Origin of the sequence: Nocardioides ochotonae (assembly GCF_011420305.2) — a bacterium.
In the GTDB taxonomy this organism is placed as follows: domain Bacteria; phylum Actinomycetota; class Actinomycetes; order Propionibacteriales; family Nocardioidaceae; genus Nocardioides; species Nocardioides ochotonae.
This window is the reverse complement of sequence record NZ_CP061769.1, coordinates 1641963-1661232: the sequence shown is the minus strand read 5'-3', so window position 1 is coordinate 1661232 and position 19270 is coordinate 1641963. Positions and strand designations below refer to the sequence as shown.

The following is a 19270-nucleotide window of genomic DNA, read 5'->3' as shown; positions in this document are numbered from 1 at the left end:
ACATGGGCGGGCAGCTCGAAAGGACTGCTGCACCGATGCCACCTATCCGTGCAGCAGTCCCCAGGAAGACTGGACGCCGATGTGGCCGATCCCGCATGGACGCCCGGTTTTGTCCGTAGCATGACTGCCGCTGCCTATGAATGAGGCGCTGGCGACGCGGGGGATGTGATGGCGATGTTCACGGAGGACGCTGTCGCCACCATTATCGTCCGCGTCACGCCCACTGCTCGCCGCGAAGAGATCGGCTGGGCACGAGGACCGTGGCCTCTGCGCGTCAATGACACGGCAGCTACGCAGGGCAACCGGGCGACATACTTCTATCCCCGGGCGGCAGCGACGCTTTACGGATCCGAGCAATCACCGGCCCGCTGGTGGACTACGCCAGAACAACCCGCGACGTTCCGAGGCGCCGATGTACTTGCCGTTGAGTACGTCTGGAACGAGCATGTCCGCCACTCCGGCCTGCGCTCCGCGTCCGCCTACCTCCTGCTCCATGTCAGCCTCGGCTCCTGCGTGACTGAGACGCTCGCCAAGCTCGCTTTCGTCGGCGGTGACGCCTTCGACACCGATGACGAGGACCTCCGGACCCTCGCCGACGGCTGGTGCGAGCTGCCCGCCGAGAGCCGCTCGTTCCGGCAGCGCACAACCACCGTTTGCTTCGCCCGCCTCATGGACTCGGCTGACCCACCGCCGTACTCCATGAACATCGACGTCTCCGCGCGGTCGCAGTGGCTGTTCGCCCTTGCCTCTGCGACGCCACCCGACCGCTTCCATCCGGACCCGGATGAGCCGCTTCCGCCGGAGACAGCCCTCTCGCGTTCCTGGCGCGGCATGGTGCTCCGCGACGGCGCCGCCTTCCTGGGACGGCCCGAGCCCGACGCCTTTCTCGACAGCGTCGCAAGTGCCCTCGTGCAGTCGGTGTACGTCGATGCAATCCTCCTAGGCCGGATGCAGTTGGACGCTCTCAGCGGTCTCGCCGAGGCGATCGCCAGTGTCAACGCCACGGACTCGGCCAGCGCCAGCACCGAGCTACGGGACATCCAGTACTGGCTGGACGACGTGCGCAGCAACCTCTGGTGGGACCGGGTGACCCACCACGGGCCCGCCAACGAGATCCTCTCGGCTTTCCAAGCCCAGCACCGGACTCAGGACCTGCTCCGAGAAGTAGTGGCCGAGCTGGCCGACCGCGTCCGCTTCCACGGCATGCTCCAGGACGAGACCACCAACCGCCTGCTCAACGTGATCGCCGTCATCGGGTTCCCCATCGGTGTTGGACTCGCGGTGGCCCAGATCGTCACCTCGGCCGGCTACATGGCCGCTGCCGTGTCGCTCCTGGTCTCGGCGCTCGTCGCGGTCGTGATCAGCCTGTCTCTGCAACGACGCTTCGCCACCAACCGAAGGACCTCAGACACGTGGACGACACACGCTCGCACTACGACCGCCTGGCGGCGACCTACAACGCCAACTGGGAGTACAGCGAGGAGTACCTCGCCTGGATGACTGACACCATCGCGAAACACCTCGACGTCGCGGGAGCGGACACCCTGCTCGACATCGGGGGCGGCACGGGGATCTACAGCGCCCGACTGCGCCGGCTGATGTCTCCGCCTGCCCGCGTCTTTTGTCTCGATCCCTCGCAGGCCATGCTTGGCCAGGCGCCCGAAGGTGTCGAGGCGGTCCCCGCCGCCGCCGACGATGCGGTCCGCGCCCTCGCCGAGCGCGGTGTCCCGCAGGTCGATCGGATGCTCCTCAAGGAGGTCGTCCACCACTTCGAGGACCCGGCCGCCACCCTCGGACGCCTCTCGACGGCGCTCGGCCCAGGCGGGCGCCTGGTGATCGCGCTGCTGCCGCCCACGCTCGACTACCCGCTATTTCGTGCTGCGCACGAGGTCTTCGAGGCCAGGCAGCCGCACTACGACGACATCGCCGAGACCCTGCGGAGCGCGCACCTCCAGGTCTCAGTGGCGCACGAGGCGTTCGAGCTTGAGATCCCGGTAGCCACCTACGTCGACATGGTCCGTGACCGCTACATGTCGTTGCTCTCCGCCTTCGGCGACACCGAACTGGCGACCGGCGTACGCGAAATGGAGGCAGCGGCTCCCGAGTCCGGCGTCTACCGGTTCGCCGATCGGTTCGTATTCGTGACCGGGAGCCGTGATGGATAGCCGGCTCGATGACCTGCGGGGGAAACTCAAGTCGCAGCAGGTCATCGTGACCCGGCTCGGCCTCGATGTCGAGCGGCCACTGAAGTCGATCGACGCCGGCTTCCCGGAGAACGCCGTAACGCTCGTCGGCAAGCTCATCGAGCGGATCCTCAAAGAGTCGTGGGACTACTACGAGGTGATCGGCAAGCCCGAGGGCAAGGGCCTGAACGAGCTGATCAAAGGCGTCAAGGAGCACGTCAACAGCCCCGGGGTGCTCCAGGCGCTCGCGGACATCCAACAGCTCCGCAACCGGTCCGCCCACGACGGCTACCTAGTGGAGGAGCAGGACGCGCTGCTCGCGATCGCCCGGTTCGCCGTCGTTCTGGAGTGGTTGCAGGCGACCCGGCACGATCTCACGGGGACCGCCGACATCGTGCCTGACGAGGAGCTGGTCGCCCGCATCGAGTTCGTCTCCGGCTTGTATGACGCCCTGGGATATCGGCTCGTGCTTCGCCAGGACCTCACCTCGTCGACGACGTACCTCCAGTTCGGCAATCAGGCAGGCAGCCACGCCGACTACGTCGAGATCGTCCTTGGCCAGTCCTACCTGGAGCTCTGTCAGATCTTCCAGGAGACCCACGGCGACCTGCTGCGCACCGGCTATCCGAAGCTGACGCGCTTCGTCCTCGTCGACGACGAACTGGAGGAGGAGAGCCCGGGATCGCCGCTCAGCCCGGCGCGCATCGTTGGCTACCAACAGTTCCTCGACACGGTCGTCGACTCCAAGGAGCTCTCACGGTTGGCCGCCGAGCAGGCCGCACTCCGCCACCACGGTGCCGAAATCGACCGGCTGCCCCTCATCGGTGACGTGCTGACCATCGACAGGCGCACCCTCGAGTACGCCATCCGTCGCGTTCCCGACGTCGAGTCGCTAGTTCGCCGGCAGGAGGCGGACGGCGGAAATTTACTCATCGTCGGCCCGGGGGGAATGGGCAAGTCCGAGATGCTGCTCCGGCTCGCCATGGAGCCCGCGCTCGGCGGTCGCTACCGCTTCTACCTCGATCTCGGGGACCGCCGCGACGGCGAGTCGTTCCCCGAGCTCGTGGTGCGCCAGCTGGGAGCGGCGTTTGCGATCCCCCGTCTCCAGGTCTGGGACTGCTTCCTCTACCTGGTGCGCGCCGGGCGGTGCGTATGCCTGCTGGACGCTATCGACGAGGGCGTGCCGGGTGGCGGGCTCGACGCAGTCGTGGACCTGTTCGGCCAGCTCAGCGTCCTGTTGTCCCGGTCGTCGGCGACCGTGCTCACCTCTCGCCAGTCCTTCCTGCTCGACAGTCCATACGTCCGCCAGCTACTGCATCGGGACGCGCTCGTGTCCGAGAAGGTCTCCAGCAGGCTGGTGTCCGAAGGCGTCGACGTCCTGTCTCTGCCCGACTTCTCTTGCGTCCGGCTCACCGGGGTCGCGGACCGGCCGGGTGTTTCCCCGCTCATGCGGCTGCTTGCCGACCGAACAGGGCTGGACGGCCGTGCGCTCTTCCCGCTTGTCGAAGAATTCGTCGGCCGCGCCGCGCGAGAAGCCGGCGCGACCACGCACGACCTAGCCGACGCGATCGGCGCCGACTGCCTGCGCGGCAATAGCATGGTCTCGGTCTTCGACCTTTTCCGGTCCCTCGGTCCGGCCGCTTTTGTGGACGGGATCCCCGAGGCGGACCAGTGCCGGCTCCTCGACCTGATGGCGCCTGTCAGTCGGGGCGAGCTGCGGTTTCGCCACCAGGTCTTCCGTGAGTACCTCGCCGCGGACCACTACCTCCGCCATCCCGACTCCGCCGAGCTGGCCGGCGTCGCGGTAACGGACCAGTGCCGGGACTTCGTCCGCGCTCTCGCCGTCGGAAGCGAGCCAGGCCCAGGGGTGCTCGCGGGGACCTACCTCGTGGGCCCGCCCGGACAGCTGCGGATCCACGCGCAGCCAACGCCGGTTCACATAGCGCGGCGACTCGTCACGGCCGGTGAGTACGCCGAGTTCCTTCGGGCCGTCGACGGTGACGATCCAGCGACGTACCAGCATCCGCTCCAACCGACACGTGCCACCGTGCTGCCGTTCTACGAACGGCTCCAGATCCCTGCCCTGTACGACGACCCGCGATTCGCCGAGCATCCCGCAACCTGCGTGTCGTGGTGGGGAGCGTGGTCCTACGCCCACTGGGCCGGCGGCCGTCTTCCGACCTCGACCGAGTGGGAGTTAGCCGCTCGCGGGCGCGATGGCCGATTGTTCCCGTGGGGTGACAAGCCTGACCCGGACCGACTTAACTGCGCCGACCACTGGTCCTCGCGGCTCTTCCCCTCCTGGGACGAGTGGCGCACCGCCTATGACCGCGGCGACCTTGCGACCGGAGAGCCGACAGCCGTTGGGTCCTTTCCGACCGGGATGTCGCCGTCCGGTTGTCTGGACATGGCGGGGAACGTCTGGGAGTGGACTGCATCGTGTCTCGAGACCGTGCCCGATGCGGTGATCGCCGGAGGGTCGTTCGACAACCCAATCCGCGGCACGCGGACGTTTAGCCGGGGAGCTTACCGGTTGAACGGCCGCAGCAACGCCGTCGGTCTTCGTATCGTCCTGCCCGAGGAGATCGGCGCATGACCGACTCGGCAGCCGCCTACCTGGTGGGCCAGGTCGTCGCCAGTGTGGCCCGCGGGGGTGGTGCGCGCGGCACTGGCAGCGTCTACAAGATTCGAGCCGACTCAGGCGAGGAGTACACGTGTGAGTACATCGATGTGGTCACCGAGGGCTTCCGAACGCTCAAGACCGGAGACGTGGTGCGGTTCGCCCCGGTGGACGAGATGGGTGAGCAGCGCGCGCGCCAGATCCTGAAGATCGCCGACGCCACGCTGGACGACCTGTACACCGAGAACTCCACACCTCTTGTGCCCGACGAGACCGACCTCGAGGAGCTGTGAGGCTCGGGACCTTGACGGCGTGCGGGCGGAACTGGCTCCATGCCAGAGTGTTCCGCCGCGGCGGTCTCAACTAGTCGGTGCAACACGACTGCGGAGGTTGTGTTGCGAGATCTCGTTGGTGTGCGTTTCGCGCGTTGGACTTGTTGGCTCATGGCGTGTCGGCCAGACACGCGGGTCTGTCTCACCGGCGGACGACGAACCGGTGACCATGCCCGTCACCCGTGACTTCGTCTGGACGAACGGATTACTTGCTCGATGGCCAACCACGCGAACTTGATCGTGTTCCACGCGCACAGGGGTGCGAGCGAGTTGAGCCAACCAGGACCGCCCGAGTCGATGATCGAGGTCAGCTAGGCCCCGAGGAGGCCCTAGGACACCGCCAGTACTGCTGAGGGGTCTGCCCCCGGCCTCGTGGACCGTACGAATCCGCGCCTGTAACTCGGCGTCCGCGGCGGCCCGCTCGGCCGGGCCGGCGGCCCCGATCTTCCAGACGTAGAACGATGAGCGCCTCACCTCGGCGAGCTCGCACAGTCGCTTCACCGGTAGGTGGCGGAGCTGTCGGCGACAAACTGGGCGCGACTTCACCAGCAGATACTAGATGATTCAGCGTGCCCAAGAACCGGAGTCAGGGCTGGCCCGTGGGCGTCCGGACGCCATCGGTGACGTGACACGGCTCGGCTCTCCGACGGCCCTCCGCAAAACACCGGCACTGGCCGGATCTTAGGAATAGTGTTCTGGGACGTGACGTCCAGTAACCAACCTGCGCACAGGGTCGCGGCCAGTCATCTTTCTAACGGGCGCACCGTCCGCGGAACGCTAGCCCTGACGACTTGGCCTGCTCGAGTACTGACGTTCACTCCGGGCGGGATGTTCAGCCGGCGTAATGAGTTTCAACTCTGGCTGACCGACCTCGCCGCCGTGTCAGGGGGCGTCGTTTCTGACGAGCTGTCGATCAAACTCAAGACCGGTGAGAACGAGGCGTTCTCGATCCAGCCGGGCAGCGACCTTGCGAGGGCGCTTCACGACCTAGCTCCCCGCCGCGCCGAGCGGCCCATCCAAGCCGCAACGCCGCCAGCCAAGCTAGCCCAGGCCGGTCCTTCGACGCGTAAGGCCGAAGGCATCTTTGATTCACCCGTGTTCTCAGATCATCCGAGCGGCTGGCAGACGCCATCGGACCTCGTGGCTGGCTTCACACTTGCGTGGGCGCTGGAACTCAAGGAGCGCATGAGGTTGTCGCCGCATGCGCCGTCCGCGCCCGGAGTCATCGATCACCTGCCGCCGCGATATCGCTATGACACGCTTGGTCGGCTGATCGACCTCGGTCCAGGCGCGACCGGTGCGTCCTTTGGAGTGCACCCGGTCGTACGGCTGACGACAATCTGCGGCGCGTGGCAGTTGTTCGACCTGATGAACCGAGGCTGGAGGATCAGGGCGAACGACTTTGAGCAGTTCGCGGATCTGCTGGCGTTCGTAACCGGCGGTCAGGATCGGCCATCGCTCTACAAGGGTGAGAGCGCAGACATCAGCAAGTGCATCCTCGCGGTGCGGGTCCGTCGCGCGTCCATGCAAACTGATGAACTTGACCTCGCCGAACAGTGGTTCTTCAGCGGAGATGATGAGCTCACCTTTAGGGATCCGGGTGGGAACGACTCTCTGCAGTTCCATTTCAGCGGAATGGACGTCGTGCCGCTCGCCCTCTTCTCTCACCAGTTCGTCGCCGCGATCTGGTCGACTGCACGAGTGACCGTCGAGCAACTCGGCCCAGACCGGGTGATCGCACTGCGTGGCGGCGACCGCCTGGACTCGCTTCTCGACCTGCTTGACCGCGGTGGCGCAAAGGCCCAGCAGGCACAACAGGAACTCGCGCCGATGGAGTTCCAGCGGTTCGACAACTGGCCAGGGTGGTCGCAGCAGCCATAAGTCGCTCAGCCGGGCCGAATAGGCAGCAGCAGCGAGATCGGCGCCGTGGATCTCCTTTGGCAGGTCGCCCAATGCTCCATCAGCAGCAGGTCGCCGACGCTCTGAACGGTCCCGGCGTGTCCGGAGGCCGTGGCGTGTCGCCGATCCGTGCAGCCGACCCCGCCGCACTCATTCGCCGGACTGTCGCAACCGAGATCGACGAGCTCTACGACGCCGACGTGGCCAAGAACCAACTCGGCCACATATCCCGCGACAGTGAGCGAGCGCCTCTACATCAGACGAAAGCTTGTCGTGCCGGACTACCGGGCGGCCACCGAGCGTCTTGCCCAGGGGCCGGGTCGGAGCCGAAGCCTGCACCCGCCAAGTAGCCCCTTTGCTTCGCCGTACCTGCGCCAGCCAGTACGTACCCGTCTGCGCCGGATCCTGCACGCTCTCCTGCCTCGCTAGGCCCCCGACGCGCCCCGGTTCCGGCGTGCCGATCGTGGATGCCGTGCCCCAAAGTGGGTCATAAGGCGGGTCGGCGGAGCTTTACGAATCCACCGCCAATCGCGTCATCGCAGGTCAGAACCGGTTCTCTCGAGCAGCGCGACGCACTCCACGTGGTGCGTCATCGGAAACAGGTCGAACGCGCGCAGGCTGGCCAGCTGGTAGCCGTGCTCGGCGAAGATCCCGATGTCGCGGGCCAGGGCGGCGGGGTCGCAGGCGACGTAGGCCACCGCGCGCGGGGTGCGCGCGACGATCTGCTCGACCACGGCGCGGCGGGCGCCCTCACGGGGCGGGTCCAGCACGATCAGGTCGACCGGTGCGGTGAAGGACTCCCCCAGCACGTCGGCGACGCTGCCGCAGGACACCTCCGCGCCCGGGACGTCGGCGAGGTTGGCCACCGCGTGCTCGGCGGCCGTGCGGTCGCCCTCGACGGCGGCCACCGTGCCCGTGGGGCCGACCCGGTCGGCGAGGAAGCGGGCGAACAGCCCGACCCCGGCGTACAGGTCCAGCACCGACTCGCCGGCGCGGGGCTCCAGCGCCTCCAGGACCGCCTCGACCAGGGTGCCCGGCGCACCGGGGTGCACCTGCCAGAAGCCGTCGCCGCCGACGGTGAACTCGTGCTGCCCGACGGTCTCGGTCAGGTCGCCGGGTGCGGGCTCACGCGCAGCAGGGTGGGCGATCAGGCAGTCCTCGATCGCGACCGTGGCCCGCGAGCGGTGCTGACGCATGCCGCGGCGGCGCCCCGGCAGGTCGACGTACTGCACCCGGGTGCGCCAGCGCAGCCCGGCGAGGTTCTCCGGGACGTCGCCGGCCACCGCCTCGACCACGACCTCGCGGTCCAGCCCGGCCAGGCGGCTCAGCTGCTCGCGTACGACGTCGGCCTTGAGCGCACGCTGGCGCTCCAGCGCCACGTGCTGGAAGTCGCAGCCGCCGCAGCGGGCCGGGCCGGCGTACGGGCACGGGGGCGTGACGCGGTCCGGGGAGGCCTCGAGCACCTCGATCGCGTCGGCGCGCCAGAACCGGTCGCCGTCGGTGCCCTCGGTGACCTGCAGGACGACGCGCTCACCGGGGATCGCGTGGCGCACGAACACCACGCGGGTCTCGCTCCCGCCGGGCTCGACGGGCACCCGGGCCACACAGTGCCCGCCGTGGGCGATCGGGCCCACCTCGACGGTGTGCCGCTCCCCCACGCGGGAGCGGCCGCGCGGGCGGCGCTCACGTACGGCGCGGCTCATCGCGGCACCTGCCGGTCACGGGAGCGGACGGCGCGGCCGCGGCGCAGGTCGCCGGCGCGCGGGCGCAGCTCGCCGCGCAGCTCGCGCTCGCGCGCGATCTCGGAGGAACGAAGTTGGTAGGGCACTGAGGTCACCATCACACCGGGGCTGAAGAGGAGTCGGGTCTTGAGACGTAGCGCCGTCTGGTTGTGCAGCAGCTGCTCCCACCAGCGGCCGACGACGTACTCGGGGATGTACACCGCGACCACGCCGCGCGGGCTCGCACGACGGATGGCAGTGGTGTACTCGACGATCGGCCGGACCAGCTCGCGGTAGGGCGAGTGCAGGACCTTCAACGGCACGTCGATGCGTCGATCATCCCACTCCTCCAGGAGCCGGTTGGTGGCGAGGTCGTCGGTGCCGACGTAGACGGCCTCCAGCACGTTGGGACGCGCCGCCTTGGCATAGGCCAGCGCCCGCAGCGTGGGCTTGTGCAGCTTGGAGACCAGGACGATCGCGTGCACCCGGGTGGGGAGCACCTTGTCCTCCTCGTCGGCGGCCAGCTCCTCGGCGACGTTCTCGTAGTGGCCGTGGATGCGGCGCATCAGCACGAAGAAGATCCCCATCGCCAAGATCGTGAGCCAGGCGCCCTCGAGGAACTTGGTGATCACCACGATCACCAGGACCACGGCGGTGAAGGCGAGACCGATGGTGTTGATCACCCGCGAGCGCACCATCTTCGCGCGAACGGCGGGGTCGGTCTCGGTGGCCAGGTGGCGGGTCCAGTGCCGGATCATGCCGAGCTGGCTGAGGTTGAAGGAGACGAAGACGCCGACGATGTAGAGCTGGATCAGTCGGGTGGTCTGGGCGTCGAAGACCCAGACCAGCGCCATCGCCATCACCGCGAGGAACACGATGCCGTTGCTGTAGGCCAGCCGGTCGCCGCGCGACCCCAGCGCCCGGGGCGCGTAGCCGTCCTGGGCCAGGATCGAGCCCAGCACCGGGAAGCCGTTGAAGGCCGTGTTGGCCGCCAGCACCAGGATCAGGCCGGTGACCACGACCACGAGGTAGAAGCCGGGCGGGAAGTCCCGGAAGACCGCCTCGGCGATCTGGGCGATGACCGCGTGCTGGTCGTAGCCCGCCGGTAGCGGCTCCCCGTCGCGGGTGAGCCGGTCGAGGTCGTGGGGGTCCACGAACCGCAGGCCCATCTGCCGCGCGAGCACGATGACGCTGACCATCATCGTGATCGCGATCATCGCCAGCAGCGCCAGCGTGGTCGCGGCGTTGCGGCTCTTGGGGCGGCGGAACGCCGGCACGCCGTTGGAGATCGCCTCGACGCCGGTCAGCGCCGCGCAGCCCGAGGAGAAGGCGCGGGCAAGCAACAGCACCAGCCCGACGGTGGTGAGCGGCTCCTCCCACCCCGGCTCGGGGGTGATGGTCAGGTCCGCGCTCTCGACCGGCGAGAGGTCGCCGGAGGCCCACTGCACCATCCCGAGCACGCACATGCCGAGGATCGCGATCATGAAGACATAGGTGGGTACGGCGAAGAACGTCCCCGACTCGCGCACCCCACGCAGGTTGATCGCCATCAGCACCACGATCAGCGCGACCGCGAACGACGCCTCGTGCCCGCTGAGCAACGGGACCGCCGAGGCGGCGTACTGCGCCCCGGCCGAGATCGACACCGCGACGGTGAGGACGTAGTCCACCAGCAGCGCGCTGCCGACCGTGGCCCCCGCGGCCGGGCCCAGGTTGACCTTGGCGACCTCGTAGTCGCCGCCGCCGCTGGGGTAGGCGTGCACGGTCTGGCGGTACGACGCGACGACCGCGGCCATCACCAGCGCGACCGCGATCGCGACCTTCCACGACCATGCGTACGCCGACGCGCCGGCCAGCGACAGCATGATGAACACCTCGTCGGGGGCGTAGGCCACCGACGACAAGGCGTCGCTGGCGAACACCGGCAGCGCGACCCTCTTGGGCAGCAGCGTGCCCTCGATCTGCGAGCTGCGGAGCTTGCGGCCGAGGAGGATCCGCTTGGAGACATCGCCGACACCCACGAGCGGAGGCTACGGCACCAGCCCGCAGGATCCGAGGGGCGCTACGGTTCTGCTGTGCATGTCGTGATCATGGGCTGCGGCCGCGTCGGTTCGACGCTCGCGCGCAGCCTCGAGGACCGCAACCACACGGTGTCGGTCATCGACAGCGAGCCCGACGCCTTCCGCCGGCTGGGCCCGGGCTTCAACGGCGACAAGGTCACCGGCTACGGCTTCGACCAGCAGGTCCTCGAGCGGGCCGGGATCCGGCGCGCCGACGCCTTCGCCGCGGTCTCCAGCGGCGACAACTCCAACATCATCGCCGCGCGCGTCGCCCGCGAGACGTTCGGCATCCAGCAGGTCGTCGCGCGCATCTACGACCCCGGGCGCGCGGAGGTCTACCAGCGCCTCGGCATCACCACGGTCGCCACGGTGAAGTGGACGGCCGACCAGGTGCTGCGCCGGCTGCTGCCCGCGGGCGCCGAGCCCAACTTCCGTGACCCCTCCGGCACCATACGGCTCGACCAGGTCCCGGTCCCCGAGAAGTGGGTCGGGCAGCGCACCATCGACTTCCAGACCCAGACCCGCAGCCGGATCGCCTGGATCGACCGGCTCGGCGAGGGCATGCTCCCCAACCGCGAGACGGTGATCCAGGAGGGCGACCTGATCCACCTCGTGATGCGCGAGGACGGCGCCCCGCACGCCTTCAAGGTCATCGACCGCGGACCCGAGGAGAGCTGAGCCATGCGTGTCGCCATCGCCGGAGCCGGCGCCGTCGGGCGTTCGATCGCCCGCGAGCTGATCCACAACGGACACCAGGTCCTGCTCATCGACAAGAAGGCCGACTCGATCAAGCCCGAGCGCGTCCCGGACGCCGAGTGGCTGCTGGCCGACTGCTGCGAGCTCTCCTCGCTGGAGGAGGCGCGCCTGGACCGCTGCGACGTGGTCATCGCCGCCACCGGCGACGACAAGGCCAACCTGGTCACCTCGCTGCTCGCGAAGACCGAGTTCGGGGTCCCCCGCACCGTCGGGCGGGTGAACCACCCCAACAACGAGTGGCTGTTCACCGAGGCGTGGGGCGTCGACGTCAACGTCTCCACCCCGCGCATCATGTCCGCGCTCGTGGAGGAGGCCGTCACCGTCGGCGACCTGGTGCGGCTGTTCACCTTCCGCCAGGGCAACTCCAACCTGGTCGAGATGACGCTGCCCGCGGACTCGCCGTACGTCGGCAAGCCGGCGGGGCTGATCCCGCTGCCGGAGAACTGCGCGCTGGTGACCATCCTGCGCGACGGGCAGGTGTACGCCCCGGACGCGGAGCAGCCGATCGAGTCCGGCGACGAGCTGCTCTTCGTGGTGCCCGACGAGCGCGAGGACGAGCTCGAGCGGCTGCTTGCCCCGCGCCACCACGGCGGCTGACGCACAGCCCCCGGGTCAGGCCTCCTGCGCGGGCGCCTCGGCGTCGTCGCCGAGCGGCGTGGCGTTGCGGGCCAGCAGCCACACCATCGCGCTCCACGAGGCGATCCGCAGCGGCCAGCCCAGTCCCAGGCGCAAGGTGCCGACGAGCAGCACCGCGAGGTCGACGTCGATCACGTCCGCCCAGCCGAGCAGCCACACCGGTCCCTGGAGCAGCACGCCGATCGCGCCGGGGGCCAGGAAGACCCAGGTGAGCCGGTTGCACAGCCGCACGATCTGCTTGTCGTCGTGCCAGGCGGTCGGATCGCCGGTGACGCTGCCGAGCATGAACCCGATGAAGGGCCAGCCGGCGAGGCAGGAGCCGGCCATCACGATCGTGTAGCCGAGGCTCACCAGGATCCCGGGCAGGAAGAACGCCAGGGCCTGGTCGGACTCCGAGCCGCCCGAGCTCGCGGCGATCCGCACGAACAGCCACCCGATGCCGATCGCGAACAGCGCGTTGAGGGCGTACTGCAGGGTGCTGCGCTGCACCAGCCGGGCCACGATGGCCGCGCCCACGGCGACCAGGCTGACCACCAGGGCGAGCTGGAGCTGCTTGGTGCTCAGCCACAGGATCGTGAACAGCATGCCGGGGATGCCGGCCTCGACCATCCCGCGTCGGCCCCCCAGCGCGGTGGCCATCTGGGAGCGCACCAGCGCCTCGACGGTGGCGACGGTGGGCACCGCGCGCGACGGCGCATCCGCGGGGTCGCGGTCCTGTGGGGAGTCGCTCACGGCAGCAGCTCGTAACGCGGGTTGTACATGATGCGGGTGCCCTCCTGGTGGCCGATGCGGGCCTGCACCTGGATGGTGGTGCCCGGCTTGATGCCGGCGATCCGACGCCGGCCGAGCCACACGACGGTGATCGATCCCGTGCCGTCCACCAGCTCGGCCTCCAGCGCCGGTACGCCGCCGCGCGGGCGCAGCGTCACCGTGCGCAGGGTGCCGCGCAGGCGGACCGGCACCCGGTCGGGTGCCTCGGCGATCGTGTCGAGGCCCCGACCCGTGTGGGTCTCACGCAGGTCGCGGGCCTCCTGGTCGCTGGTGTCGGCCCAGCGGCTCAGGGTGCGGCGCAGCCGGCTCACGCGCCCGGACCGGTCAGGAGTCGGCCGGCGGGTCGACCCGCCGCGCCGACTCGGGCATGACCACCGGCAGCGGCTCGCCGACCGGCATCGGGCCGTCGCCGCGGCGTACGGCGATCGCGGTGACGGTGTCGATCCAGTCCTGCGGGATCTCGGTCTCGGTCGCGGGACGGCCCATGAAGGTCGCACGCAGCAACCAGCGCGGGCCGTTGACCCCGATGATCCGCGACGCCTGGGTGCCGGTGGCACCGTCGGCACCGCGCACCGGCATCTGGCAGACCAGCTCGGGACCGAAGTGGCCCTCGCGCTCGGTGGCGGTGCCGCCGCGGCGCGTCATGTCGGCGGCGATCTGGGGGCGCACCTCGCCCCACAGGTCGCCGTTGCGGGGCGCGGCGAACGCGCGGATCTCCAGGGCGCCGTCGGGGCCGGCCAGGAGCACGGCCTGCACCTCGCCGGTCTTCTCATTCACCTGCAGGCGCAGGTCGCGGCCGGGCATCGGCGGGACCAGCAGCGAGCCGAGGTCGACGTGGTGCGGGCCGCCCTCGGGCAGGTCGTCGGCGTCGAAGGGGCCGACGGCCGGTTCGGCGACGGCCCCCTCGTCCGGCTCCGCGGCAGAGGTCGCGGTCTCCTCGGCCGAGATGTCGGCGGAGTCCGGGGTGGACTTGCGGCGGAACTTCACGTGTGGTGCCTCTCGTGACGAAGACTGCGTGGATGCTCGAACCTGCTTGTGGGGCGCCGCTGCGCGGGCCGTCAGCGGGAGCCGCGGGCGCCTCAGGCGCGGGCGAACCCTCCGGTAGAACCGTAACCGCCCTCACCACGAACGGAGTCCGGTAGTTCATCGACCTCGACGAACCGGGCCCGCTCGACGCGCTGGATGAGCAGCTGCGCGACCCGGTCGCCGCGGCGCAGCTCGATCGCCTCGCGCGGGTCGTGGTTGATCAGCAGCACCTTGATCTCGCCGCGGTAGCCGGCGTCGATCGTGCCGGGGGTGTTGACGATGGAGAGCCCGTGACGCGCCGCCAGACCGGAGCGCGGGTGCACGAACGCGACGTACCCCTCGGGCAGCGCGAGGGCGACGCCGGTCGGCACCAGCGCCCGCTCGCCCGGCTCCAGGCGCAGGTCGACGGTGGTCAGCAGGTCGGCACCCGCATCACCGGGGTGGGCGTACGACGGCAGCGGCAGGTCGGTGTCCAGACGCCGGAGCAGGACGTCGAGGTCGCTGCTCGCGCCGCCGGTCCGGTCGTCGGTGCGATCGCTCGAGGGGGCTGCGGAGGGAGTGGGAGTAGGAGCCACTCGCGGACTGTATCGAGCGGGATGGAAAACTGGACGCGTGCCGCACCTTTCCGCTGACGTCTCACCCTCCACCGTGGCCTACTCCGAGCGCCTCGGGGTGCCGCTGCGCTGGTGGGCCCAGGGGTTCATGCTCACGGCGAGCGTCTGGCTGGCCGTCGTCGTCGCGCTCCCCGGCGAGCTGGCATGGCTGATCACCGCCGTCTTCGGCCTCCTCGTGGCCGCCGGCTTCCTGGCCTACGGCTCGGCGCGGATCACCGTCGCGAACGGCGAGCTGCGCGCCGGTCGCGCCCGCATCTCCGCGGAGCACCTCGGCGCCGCGACCGCCCTCGACCCCGAGCAGACCCGCCACACGGCCGGCCGGGACGCCGATGCCCGCGCGTTCCTGCTGCTGCGCCCCTACCTGAAGCGCTCGGTGCGCGTCGAGATCACCGATCCCCGCGACCCCGCGCCGTACTGGCTGCTCAACACCCGCCGCCCCGACGAGCTGGCCCGTGCGCTCGCGACGCTGACCCAGGCTGACTGAGGGCTGACCGAGCCTGACTGAGGATCCACGGGCTGGGTAAGGTCAAGCCATGGCATCCGGAGGCTCCAAGACCTGGTCCGTGTTCTCGCTCGTCGCCGCGCTGGGCGCGGCCGCGATGGCGAAGAAGGCCGCCGACGCGACCTGGAAGGTCGCGACCGGCAAGAAGCCCCCGGAGAACCCCGCCGACCCCGACGTCGAGATCTGGGAGGCAGTCGGCTGGGCGGTCATCAGCGGCGTGGCCGTGGGGGTGGCCCGGATGCTCGCCCAGCGCAAGGCGGCGAACTACTACGCCAAGTCCACCGGCCACCTGCCGCCCGACCTGCGCAAGGACGGCAAGTAGGCCACGACACGAACAGGCCGCGGTCCCCTCGGGGGCCGCGGCCTGTTGTCTTCTGCTGTGCCGCCCGGTGGGCGGCGGGTGGTGCGGGTCAGGCGCAGTCGCGGCAGGTCATCGTCGCCGGGTCCGCCAGCAGCGAGCGGTGGTGCACCAAGAAGCAGCTCATGCAGGTGAACTCGTCCTCCTGCTTCGGCTTCACCTCGACCGCCAGCTCCTCGTGGGACAGGTCGGCGCCGGGGAGCTCGAAGGCCTCCGCGGCCTCGGTCTCGTCCTCGTCGACCTTGCCGGAGAACTTGTCGTTGCGCCGCGCCTTGAGCTCCTCGATGCTGCTCTCGGACTGCTCTTCCTCGGTCTTGCGCGGTGCGTCGTAGTCGGTTGCCATCCGCCGCTCACTCCCTTCCTGGGTTCCTCGGGCTTCACGGGCCTCGTGGGTGTCCACGGCCTCCGGGGTCTCCCGGAGGCTCTCGCAGCCTCGTACGTCCCAAGCCCCGAACATCGGGCGACGACGGCGTCGGCGCCAGATTGTGCACCATGGTCGGTGCCGGCTGCCGGGCGGGGTGTTGCGAGAGTCGCTGCCTGAACAGGGGCGGGCGCGGTCCTATTCCCGGGCGGCGTACCCCGCGGCCACGACCGCTTCGCGGAGCTCGGCGAAGCCGTGCGCCGGGGCGCAGAGCAGCAGCTCGTGACCACCGGCTCCCGGCAGGATCTCGGTGCGGGCGCCGGCGGCCCGGGCGATGAGGGCACCGGCCGCGTGGTCCCACAGGTGCACGCCCTCCTCGACGTACCCGTCGACGGTGCCCTCGGCGACGTGGCACAGGTCGAGGGCGCAGGAGCCGAGCCGGCGGATGTCGCGCACCCGCGGCAGCAGCCGCACCAGGGCCTCGGCCTGGATCCGGCGCAGCCCGGCTGCGTAGGAGAAGCCGGTCGCGATCAGGCGCTCGGCCAGCGGCGCGGGACCCCGCACCGAGAGCGGTACGCCGTCGCGGGTGGCCACCGCTCCCCCGCCGTCGGTCCCGAGGTGCCCGACGTACTCGGTGCCGGTGGCGACGTTGAGCACCACCCCGGCCACGGCACGACCCTCGACCTCGGCAGCGATCGACACGGCGTACTGCGGGAGGCCGTAGAGGAAGTTCACGGTGCCGTCGATCGGGTCGACGACCCAGCGCACGCCACTGGTGCCGGACTCGTCCTCGCCCTCCTCGCCCAGGATCGCGTCGTCGGGGCGGCGCTCGCGCAGGAGTGCGCGGATCAGCTCCTCGCTGGCCCGGTCGGTCTCGGTGACGACGTCGACGTCGCTGGACTTGGTCGCGGCGACGCTCACCCCCTCGGTACGCCGTTCCCGCACCAGCGCGGCGGCCGCGCGGGCGACCTCGAGCGCGAGACCGGCCAGGCCGGCGGAGTCGGCGGGGTCGGCAGCCACCCGCTCAGGCACCGCAGAGGGCGGGGCGCTCGCCGCGGGGGTTCGGGCAGCAGGTCCCGGGACAGGCGTCCCACAGCGGGCCCAGCCGGCCGGTGGCGGCGCGCGCCACGTCCTCGCCGCGCTCGACGGCGGCCCGCTCGAGCAGCAGGTCGCGCACCGCGGCGACGAAGCGCGGGTCGTTGCCGGCGGTGGCCGAGCGCCGTGCCGGGAGGCCGAGCCGCTCGGCGGTCGCCATCGCCTCGGTGTCGAGGTCGTAGATGACCTCCATGTGGTCGGAGACGAACCCCACCGGGACCATCACCACGGCCGGGACGCCCTCGGCGTGGAGCGCCTCGAGGTGGTCGTTGATGTCCGGCTCCAGCCACGGCACGTGCGGCGCGCCGGAGCGCGAGCAGTAGACCAGCGCGTGCGGGTAGTCGCGCCCGGTCTCCTCAGCCAGCCGCGCGACCACCGTCGCGGCGACGTCGAGGTGCTGCTCGACGTAGGCGCCGCCCTCGGGCCCGCTGGTCTCGGCCATCGTGTCGGGGATCGAGTGCGTGACGAAGGCCAGGTGCGCCCCGTCGCGGACCTCCTCGGGCAGGTCCGCGAGGGCGGCGAGCACGCCGTCGACGACCGGCTCCACGAAGCCGGGGTGGTTGAAGTAGTGGCGCAGCTTGTCCAGGCGCGGCGCCGCCTCGACCCCGCCGGGCAGCGACTCGGCGGCGTCCCAGAGGTTCTCGCGGTACTGCCGGCAGCTCGACCACGACGAGTACGCGCTGGTCACGAAGCAGGCGGCGCGGGTGACGCCGTCCGCGGCCATCTGGGCGAGGGTGTCGGTGAGGTAGGGATCCCAGTTGCGGTTTCCCCAGTAGACCGGCAGGTCGACGCCGGCGCCGGCGAGGTCCGCGCGCAGCGCGGCGAGGAACTCGCGGTTCTGGTCGTTGATCGGCGACTTCCCGCCGAACAGGGAGTAGTGCTGGCCGACCTCCGCGAGCCGCTCGCGCGGGATCCCACGGCCGCGGGTGACGTTCTCGAGGAACGGCACGACGTCGTCGGGGCCCTCCGGGCCGCCAAAGGAGACCAGCAGGAGCGCGTCGTACGGCGCGACGGTGGAGGCGGCGTCGGGAGTCTCGGCGGGCATGTGCCCATCGTATGGACGAGTCACCAATTCACCGGTCGCGGCCACCGCCACCTACCGTTTTCCCACCATGTCAGTGCTCACCTCCTACCGGCGGGTGCTCGCCGAACCGGGCGCGCTCGCGTTCAGCCTCACCGGTCTCGTCGCCCGCTTCCCGATCTCGATGGCCGGGCTCGGCATCGTGCTCCTCGTCGAGGCCGCGTCCGGCTCCTACGGCCTGGCCGGCGCGGTGTCGGCCGCCTACATGGTGGCCAATGCGATCGTCGCCATCCTCCAGGGCCGGCTGCTCGACCGCCTCGGCCAGCGCACCGTCCTGTCGGTCGCCGCCGTCGTGTTCGGCGTCGCGATGGTGCTCCTGGTGGAGTCGGTCCAGGCCGACTGGCCGATCGCCACGACGTACGCCGCCGCGATGCTGGCCGGCGCCTCGCTGCCCCAGATCGGCTCGTGCGTGCGGGCCCGGTGGGCCCACGTGCTGGCCTCCCCCGATCGCCTCCAGACCGCGTTCGCCCTGGAGGCCGTGCTCGACGAGGTCGTGTTCGTGGTGGGCCCGATCCTCGTCACGATGCTCGCGACCGCCGTGCACCCGGTCGCCGGCCTGGCCGTCGCCGTGGTGGCCGGGGTGGGTGGCAGCCTGGTCTTCGCCGCCCAGCGCGGCACCGAGCCGCCGGCCCACCCGCGGGACCGCACCAGCGGCGCGCGTCCGCCGCTGCCGTGGCGCACCCTGGTGCCGCTCACCGTCGTCGCGACCGCGCTCGGGGTGCTGTTCGGTGCCGCCGAGGTGACCACCGTCGCCTTCGCCGACGAGCGCGGCCTGAAGGCGTGGTCCGGCGCCCTGCTCGCGCTGTGGGCGCTGGGCAGCCTCGCCTCCGGCGTGGTGGTCGGCGCGATCGTGTGGCGCCGCGGCCCGGAGGTCCGGCTGCGCTGGGGCACCGCCGGCATGGCGCTGGCGATGGCCCCGCTCTACTTCGTCGACTCGGTGGCGGTGATGAGCGCGCTGCTGCTGATCGGCGGTGTGGCCATCGCCCCGACGATGATCGCGTCCCTGTCGCTGACCGAGCGCGTGATGCCCTCCTCGCGGCTGACCGAGGGAATGGCGATCGTGCAGACCGGCATCACCGCAGGCGTCGCGCCGGGCGCCACCCTGAGCGGGATCGTGGTCGACCACCACGGGTCGTCGAGCGCCTACCTGGTCACCGTGGCGGCGGGCCTGGTGGCGCTCGCCGCCGCCCAGCTGCTCCCGCGCGAGGTGACGGTCCACGACGAGGCGGCCACGCAGGGCGAGCCCGCGCACTAG

General features: G+C 70.4%; 19 protein-coding genes. 10 read left to right on the top strand and 9 right to left on the bottom strand.

Annotated features, from left to right (window positions below; genetic code table 11):
* Window positions 1-174: 174 nt before the first annotated feature.
* The 5 genes from HBO46_RS08070 to HBO46_RS08050 all read left to right on the top strand — a co-directional run bounded on the left by HBO46_RS08070 (window position 175) and on the right by HBO46_RS08050 (window position 7016).
* Window positions 175-1500, top strand: coding sequence for a hypothetical protein (locus HBO46_RS08070; protein ID WP_166139832.1), 1326 nt, complete (start codon window positions 175-177; stop codon window positions 1498-1500).
* Window positions 1413-2165 carry a class I SAM-dependent methyltransferase gene (locus tag HBO46_RS08065; RefSeq protein WP_166139831.1) on the top strand — a complete coding sequence of 251 codons (753 nt, stop codon included), beginning with the start codon at window positions 1413-1415 and terminating at the stop codon, window positions 2163-2165. The genes HBO46_RS08070 and HBO46_RS08065 overlap by 88 nt, the downstream gene beginning before the upstream one ends.
* Window positions 2158-4779, top strand: a complete 2622-nt coding sequence (locus tag HBO46_RS20540) for an SUMF1/EgtB/PvdO family nonheme iron enzyme (protein ID WP_224769442.1) — start codon at window positions 2158-2160, stop codon at window positions 4777-4779. Before HBO46_RS08065 ends, HBO46_RS20540 begins: the two co-directional genes overlap by 8 nt.
* On the top strand, window positions 4776-5096 hold the full coding sequence (locus HBO46_RS08055) for a hypothetical protein (protein WP_166139830.1): 321 nt from the start codon (window positions 4776-4778) through the stop codon (window positions 5094-5096). Before HBO46_RS20540 ends, HBO46_RS08055 begins: the two co-directional genes overlap by 4 nt.
* A gap of 867 nt (window positions 5097-5963) precedes the next feature.
* Window positions 5964-7016, top strand: a complete 1053-nt coding sequence (locus tag HBO46_RS08050; RefSeq protein ID WP_166139829.1) for a hypothetical protein — start codon at window positions 5964-5966, stop codon at window positions 7014-7016.
* 551 nt (window positions 7017-7567) lie between these two features.
* Here the strand turns inward: HBO46_RS08050 and HBO46_RS08045 are convergent.
* Both HBO46_RS08045 and HBO46_RS08040 read right to left on the bottom strand, forming a co-directional pair.
* Window positions 7568-8737: a class I SAM-dependent RNA methyltransferase gene (locus HBO46_RS08045; protein WP_166139828.1), complete on the bottom strand. Its 1170-nt coding sequence runs from the start codon at window positions 8735-8737 to the stop codon at window positions 7568-7570.
* Window positions 8734-10776: an APC family permease gene (locus HBO46_RS08040; protein ID WP_166139827.1), complete on the bottom strand. Its 2043-nt coding sequence runs from the start codon at window positions 10774-10776 to the stop codon at window positions 8734-8736. The genes HBO46_RS08045 and HBO46_RS08040 overlap by 4 nt, the downstream gene beginning before the upstream one ends.
* 54 nt (window positions 10777-10830) lie before the next feature.
* Here HBO46_RS08040 and HBO46_RS08035 point away from each other — a divergent pair, with 54 nt between their 5' ends.
* Window positions 10831-11493, top strand: a complete 663-nt coding sequence (locus HBO46_RS08035) for a potassium channel family protein (RefSeq protein WP_153322920.1) — start codon at window positions 10831-10833, stop codon at window positions 11491-11493.
* A gap of 3 nt (window positions 11494-11496) precedes the next feature.
* Entirely contained in the window at window positions 11497-12168 is a 672-nt protein-coding gene (locus HBO46_RS08030) for a potassium channel family protein (protein WP_166139826.1), read from the top strand.
* Between the two features lie 15 nt (window positions 12169-12183).
* Here the strand turns inward: HBO46_RS08030 and HBO46_RS08025 are convergent, their stop codons facing one another.
* The 4 genes from HBO46_RS08025 to dut form a co-directional block, all read right to left on the bottom strand.
* The gene (locus tag HBO46_RS08025) at window positions 12184-12939 is read right to left on the bottom strand and encodes a DUF3159 domain-containing protein (RefSeq protein WP_224769441.1); all 756 of its coding nucleotides are present in this window, start codon (window positions 12937-12939) and stop codon (window positions 12184-12186) included.
* The gene (locus HBO46_RS08020) at window positions 12936-13289 is read right to left on the bottom strand and encodes an OB-fold nucleic acid binding domain-containing protein (RefSeq protein WP_166139825.1); all 354 of its coding nucleotides are present in this window, start codon (window positions 13287-13289) and stop codon (window positions 12936-12938) included. Before HBO46_RS08020 ends, HBO46_RS08025 begins: the two co-directional genes overlap by 4 nt.
* 13 nt (window positions 13290-13302) lie before the next feature.
* Window positions 13303-13965 carry a DUF3710 domain-containing protein gene (locus tag HBO46_RS08015; RefSeq protein ID WP_224769440.1) on the bottom strand — a complete coding sequence of 221 codons (663 nt, stop codon included), beginning with the start codon at window positions 13963-13965 and terminating at the stop codon, window positions 13303-13305.
* 92 nt (window positions 13966-14057) lie between these two features.
* On the bottom strand, window positions 14058-14492 hold the full coding sequence (dut, locus tag HBO46_RS08010) for a dUTP diphosphatase (RefSeq protein ID WP_166139945.1): 435 nt from the start codon (window positions 14490-14492) through the stop codon (window positions 14058-14060).
* Window positions 14493-14616: 124 nt separating this feature from the next.
* On the opposite strand from dut, the gene HBO46_RS08005 reads away from it, so the two are divergent.
* Together HBO46_RS08005 and HBO46_RS08000 are read left to right on the top strand one after the other, a co-directional pair.
* Window positions 14617-15102 (top strand): DUF3093 domain-containing protein, encoded by a 486-nt coding sequence (locus HBO46_RS08005; RefSeq protein WP_224769439.1) that lies wholly within the window; start codon window positions 14617-14619, stop codon window positions 15100-15102.
* 49 nt (window positions 15103-15151) lie between these two features.
* Complete coding sequence (locus HBO46_RS08000) at window positions 15152-15442, top strand: DUF4235 domain-containing protein (protein WP_166139824.1); 291 nt, start codon at window positions 15152-15154, stop codon at window positions 15440-15442.
* Between the two features lie 88 nt (window positions 15443-15530).
* On the opposite strand, the gene HBO46_RS07995 is transcribed toward HBO46_RS08000, so the two are convergent.
* The 3 genes from HBO46_RS07995 to HBO46_RS07985 form a co-directional block, all read right to left on the bottom strand.
* Entirely contained in the window at window positions 15531-15821 is a 291-nt protein-coding gene (locus HBO46_RS07995; RefSeq protein WP_166139823.1) for a DUF4193 domain-containing protein, read from the bottom strand.
* Between the two features lie 216 nt (window positions 15822-16037).
* Entirely contained in the window at window positions 16038-16859 is an 822-nt protein-coding gene (locus HBO46_RS07990) for an inositol monophosphatase family protein (RefSeq protein WP_166139822.1), read from the bottom strand.
* Window positions 16860-16863: 4 nt separating this feature from the next.
* A complete protein-coding gene (locus tag HBO46_RS07985; protein WP_166139821.1) occupies window positions 16864-17979 on the bottom strand; it encodes a ferrochelatase in 1116 nt (371 codons plus the stop codon).
* A 67-nt stretch (window positions 17980-18046) separates the two neighbouring features.
* On the opposite strand from HBO46_RS07985, the gene HBO46_RS07980 reads away from it, so the two are divergent.
* The gene (locus tag HBO46_RS07980) at window positions 18047-19270 is read left to right on the top strand and encodes an MFS transporter (protein ID WP_166139820.1); all 1224 of its coding nucleotides are present in this window, start codon (window positions 18047-18049) and stop codon (window positions 19268-19270) included.

Excerpts from the sequence above, each read along its gene's own strand:
- HBO46_RS08070 (WP_166139832.1), top strand. The coding sequence starts at position 175 with ATGTTCACGGAGGACGCTGTCGCCACCATTATCGTCCGCGTCACGCCC.
- HBO46_RS20540 (WP_224769442.1), top strand. The coding sequence starts at position 2,158 with ATGGATAGCCGGCTCGATGACCTGCGGGGGAAACTCAAGTCGCAGCAG.
- HBO46_RS08055 (WP_166139830.1), top strand. The coding sequence starts at position 4,776 with ATGACCGACTCGGCAGCCGCCTACCTGGTGGGCCAGGTCGTCGCCAGT.
- HBO46_RS08050 (WP_166139829.1), top strand. The coding sequence starts at position 5,964 with ATGTTCAGCCGGCGTAATGAGTTTCAACTCTGGCTGACCGACCTCGCC.
- HBO46_RS08045 (WP_166139828.1), bottom strand. The coding sequence starts at position 8,737 with ATGAGCCGCGCCGTACGTGAGCGCCGCCCGCGCGGCCGCTCCCGCGTG.
- HBO46_RS08030 (WP_166139826.1), top strand. The coding sequence starts at position 11,497 with ATGCGTGTCGCCATCGCCGGAGCCGGCGCCGTCGGGCGTTCGATCGCC.
- HBO46_RS08000 (WP_166139824.1), top strand. The coding sequence starts at position 15,152 with ATGGCATCCGGAGGCTCCAAGACCTGGTCCGTGTTCTCGCTCGTCGCC.
- HBO46_RS07995 (WP_166139823.1), bottom strand. The coding sequence starts at position 15,821 with ATGGCAACCGACTACGACGCACCGCGCAAGACCGAGGAAGAGCAGTCC.
- HBO46_RS07985 (WP_166139821.1), bottom strand. The coding sequence starts at position 17,979 with ATGCCCGCCGAGACTCCCGACGCCGCCTCCACCGTCGCGCCGTACGAC.
- HBO46_RS07980 (WP_166139820.1), top strand. The coding sequence starts at position 18,047 with ATGTCAGTGCTCACCTCCTACCGGCGGGTGCTCGCCGAACCGGGCGCG.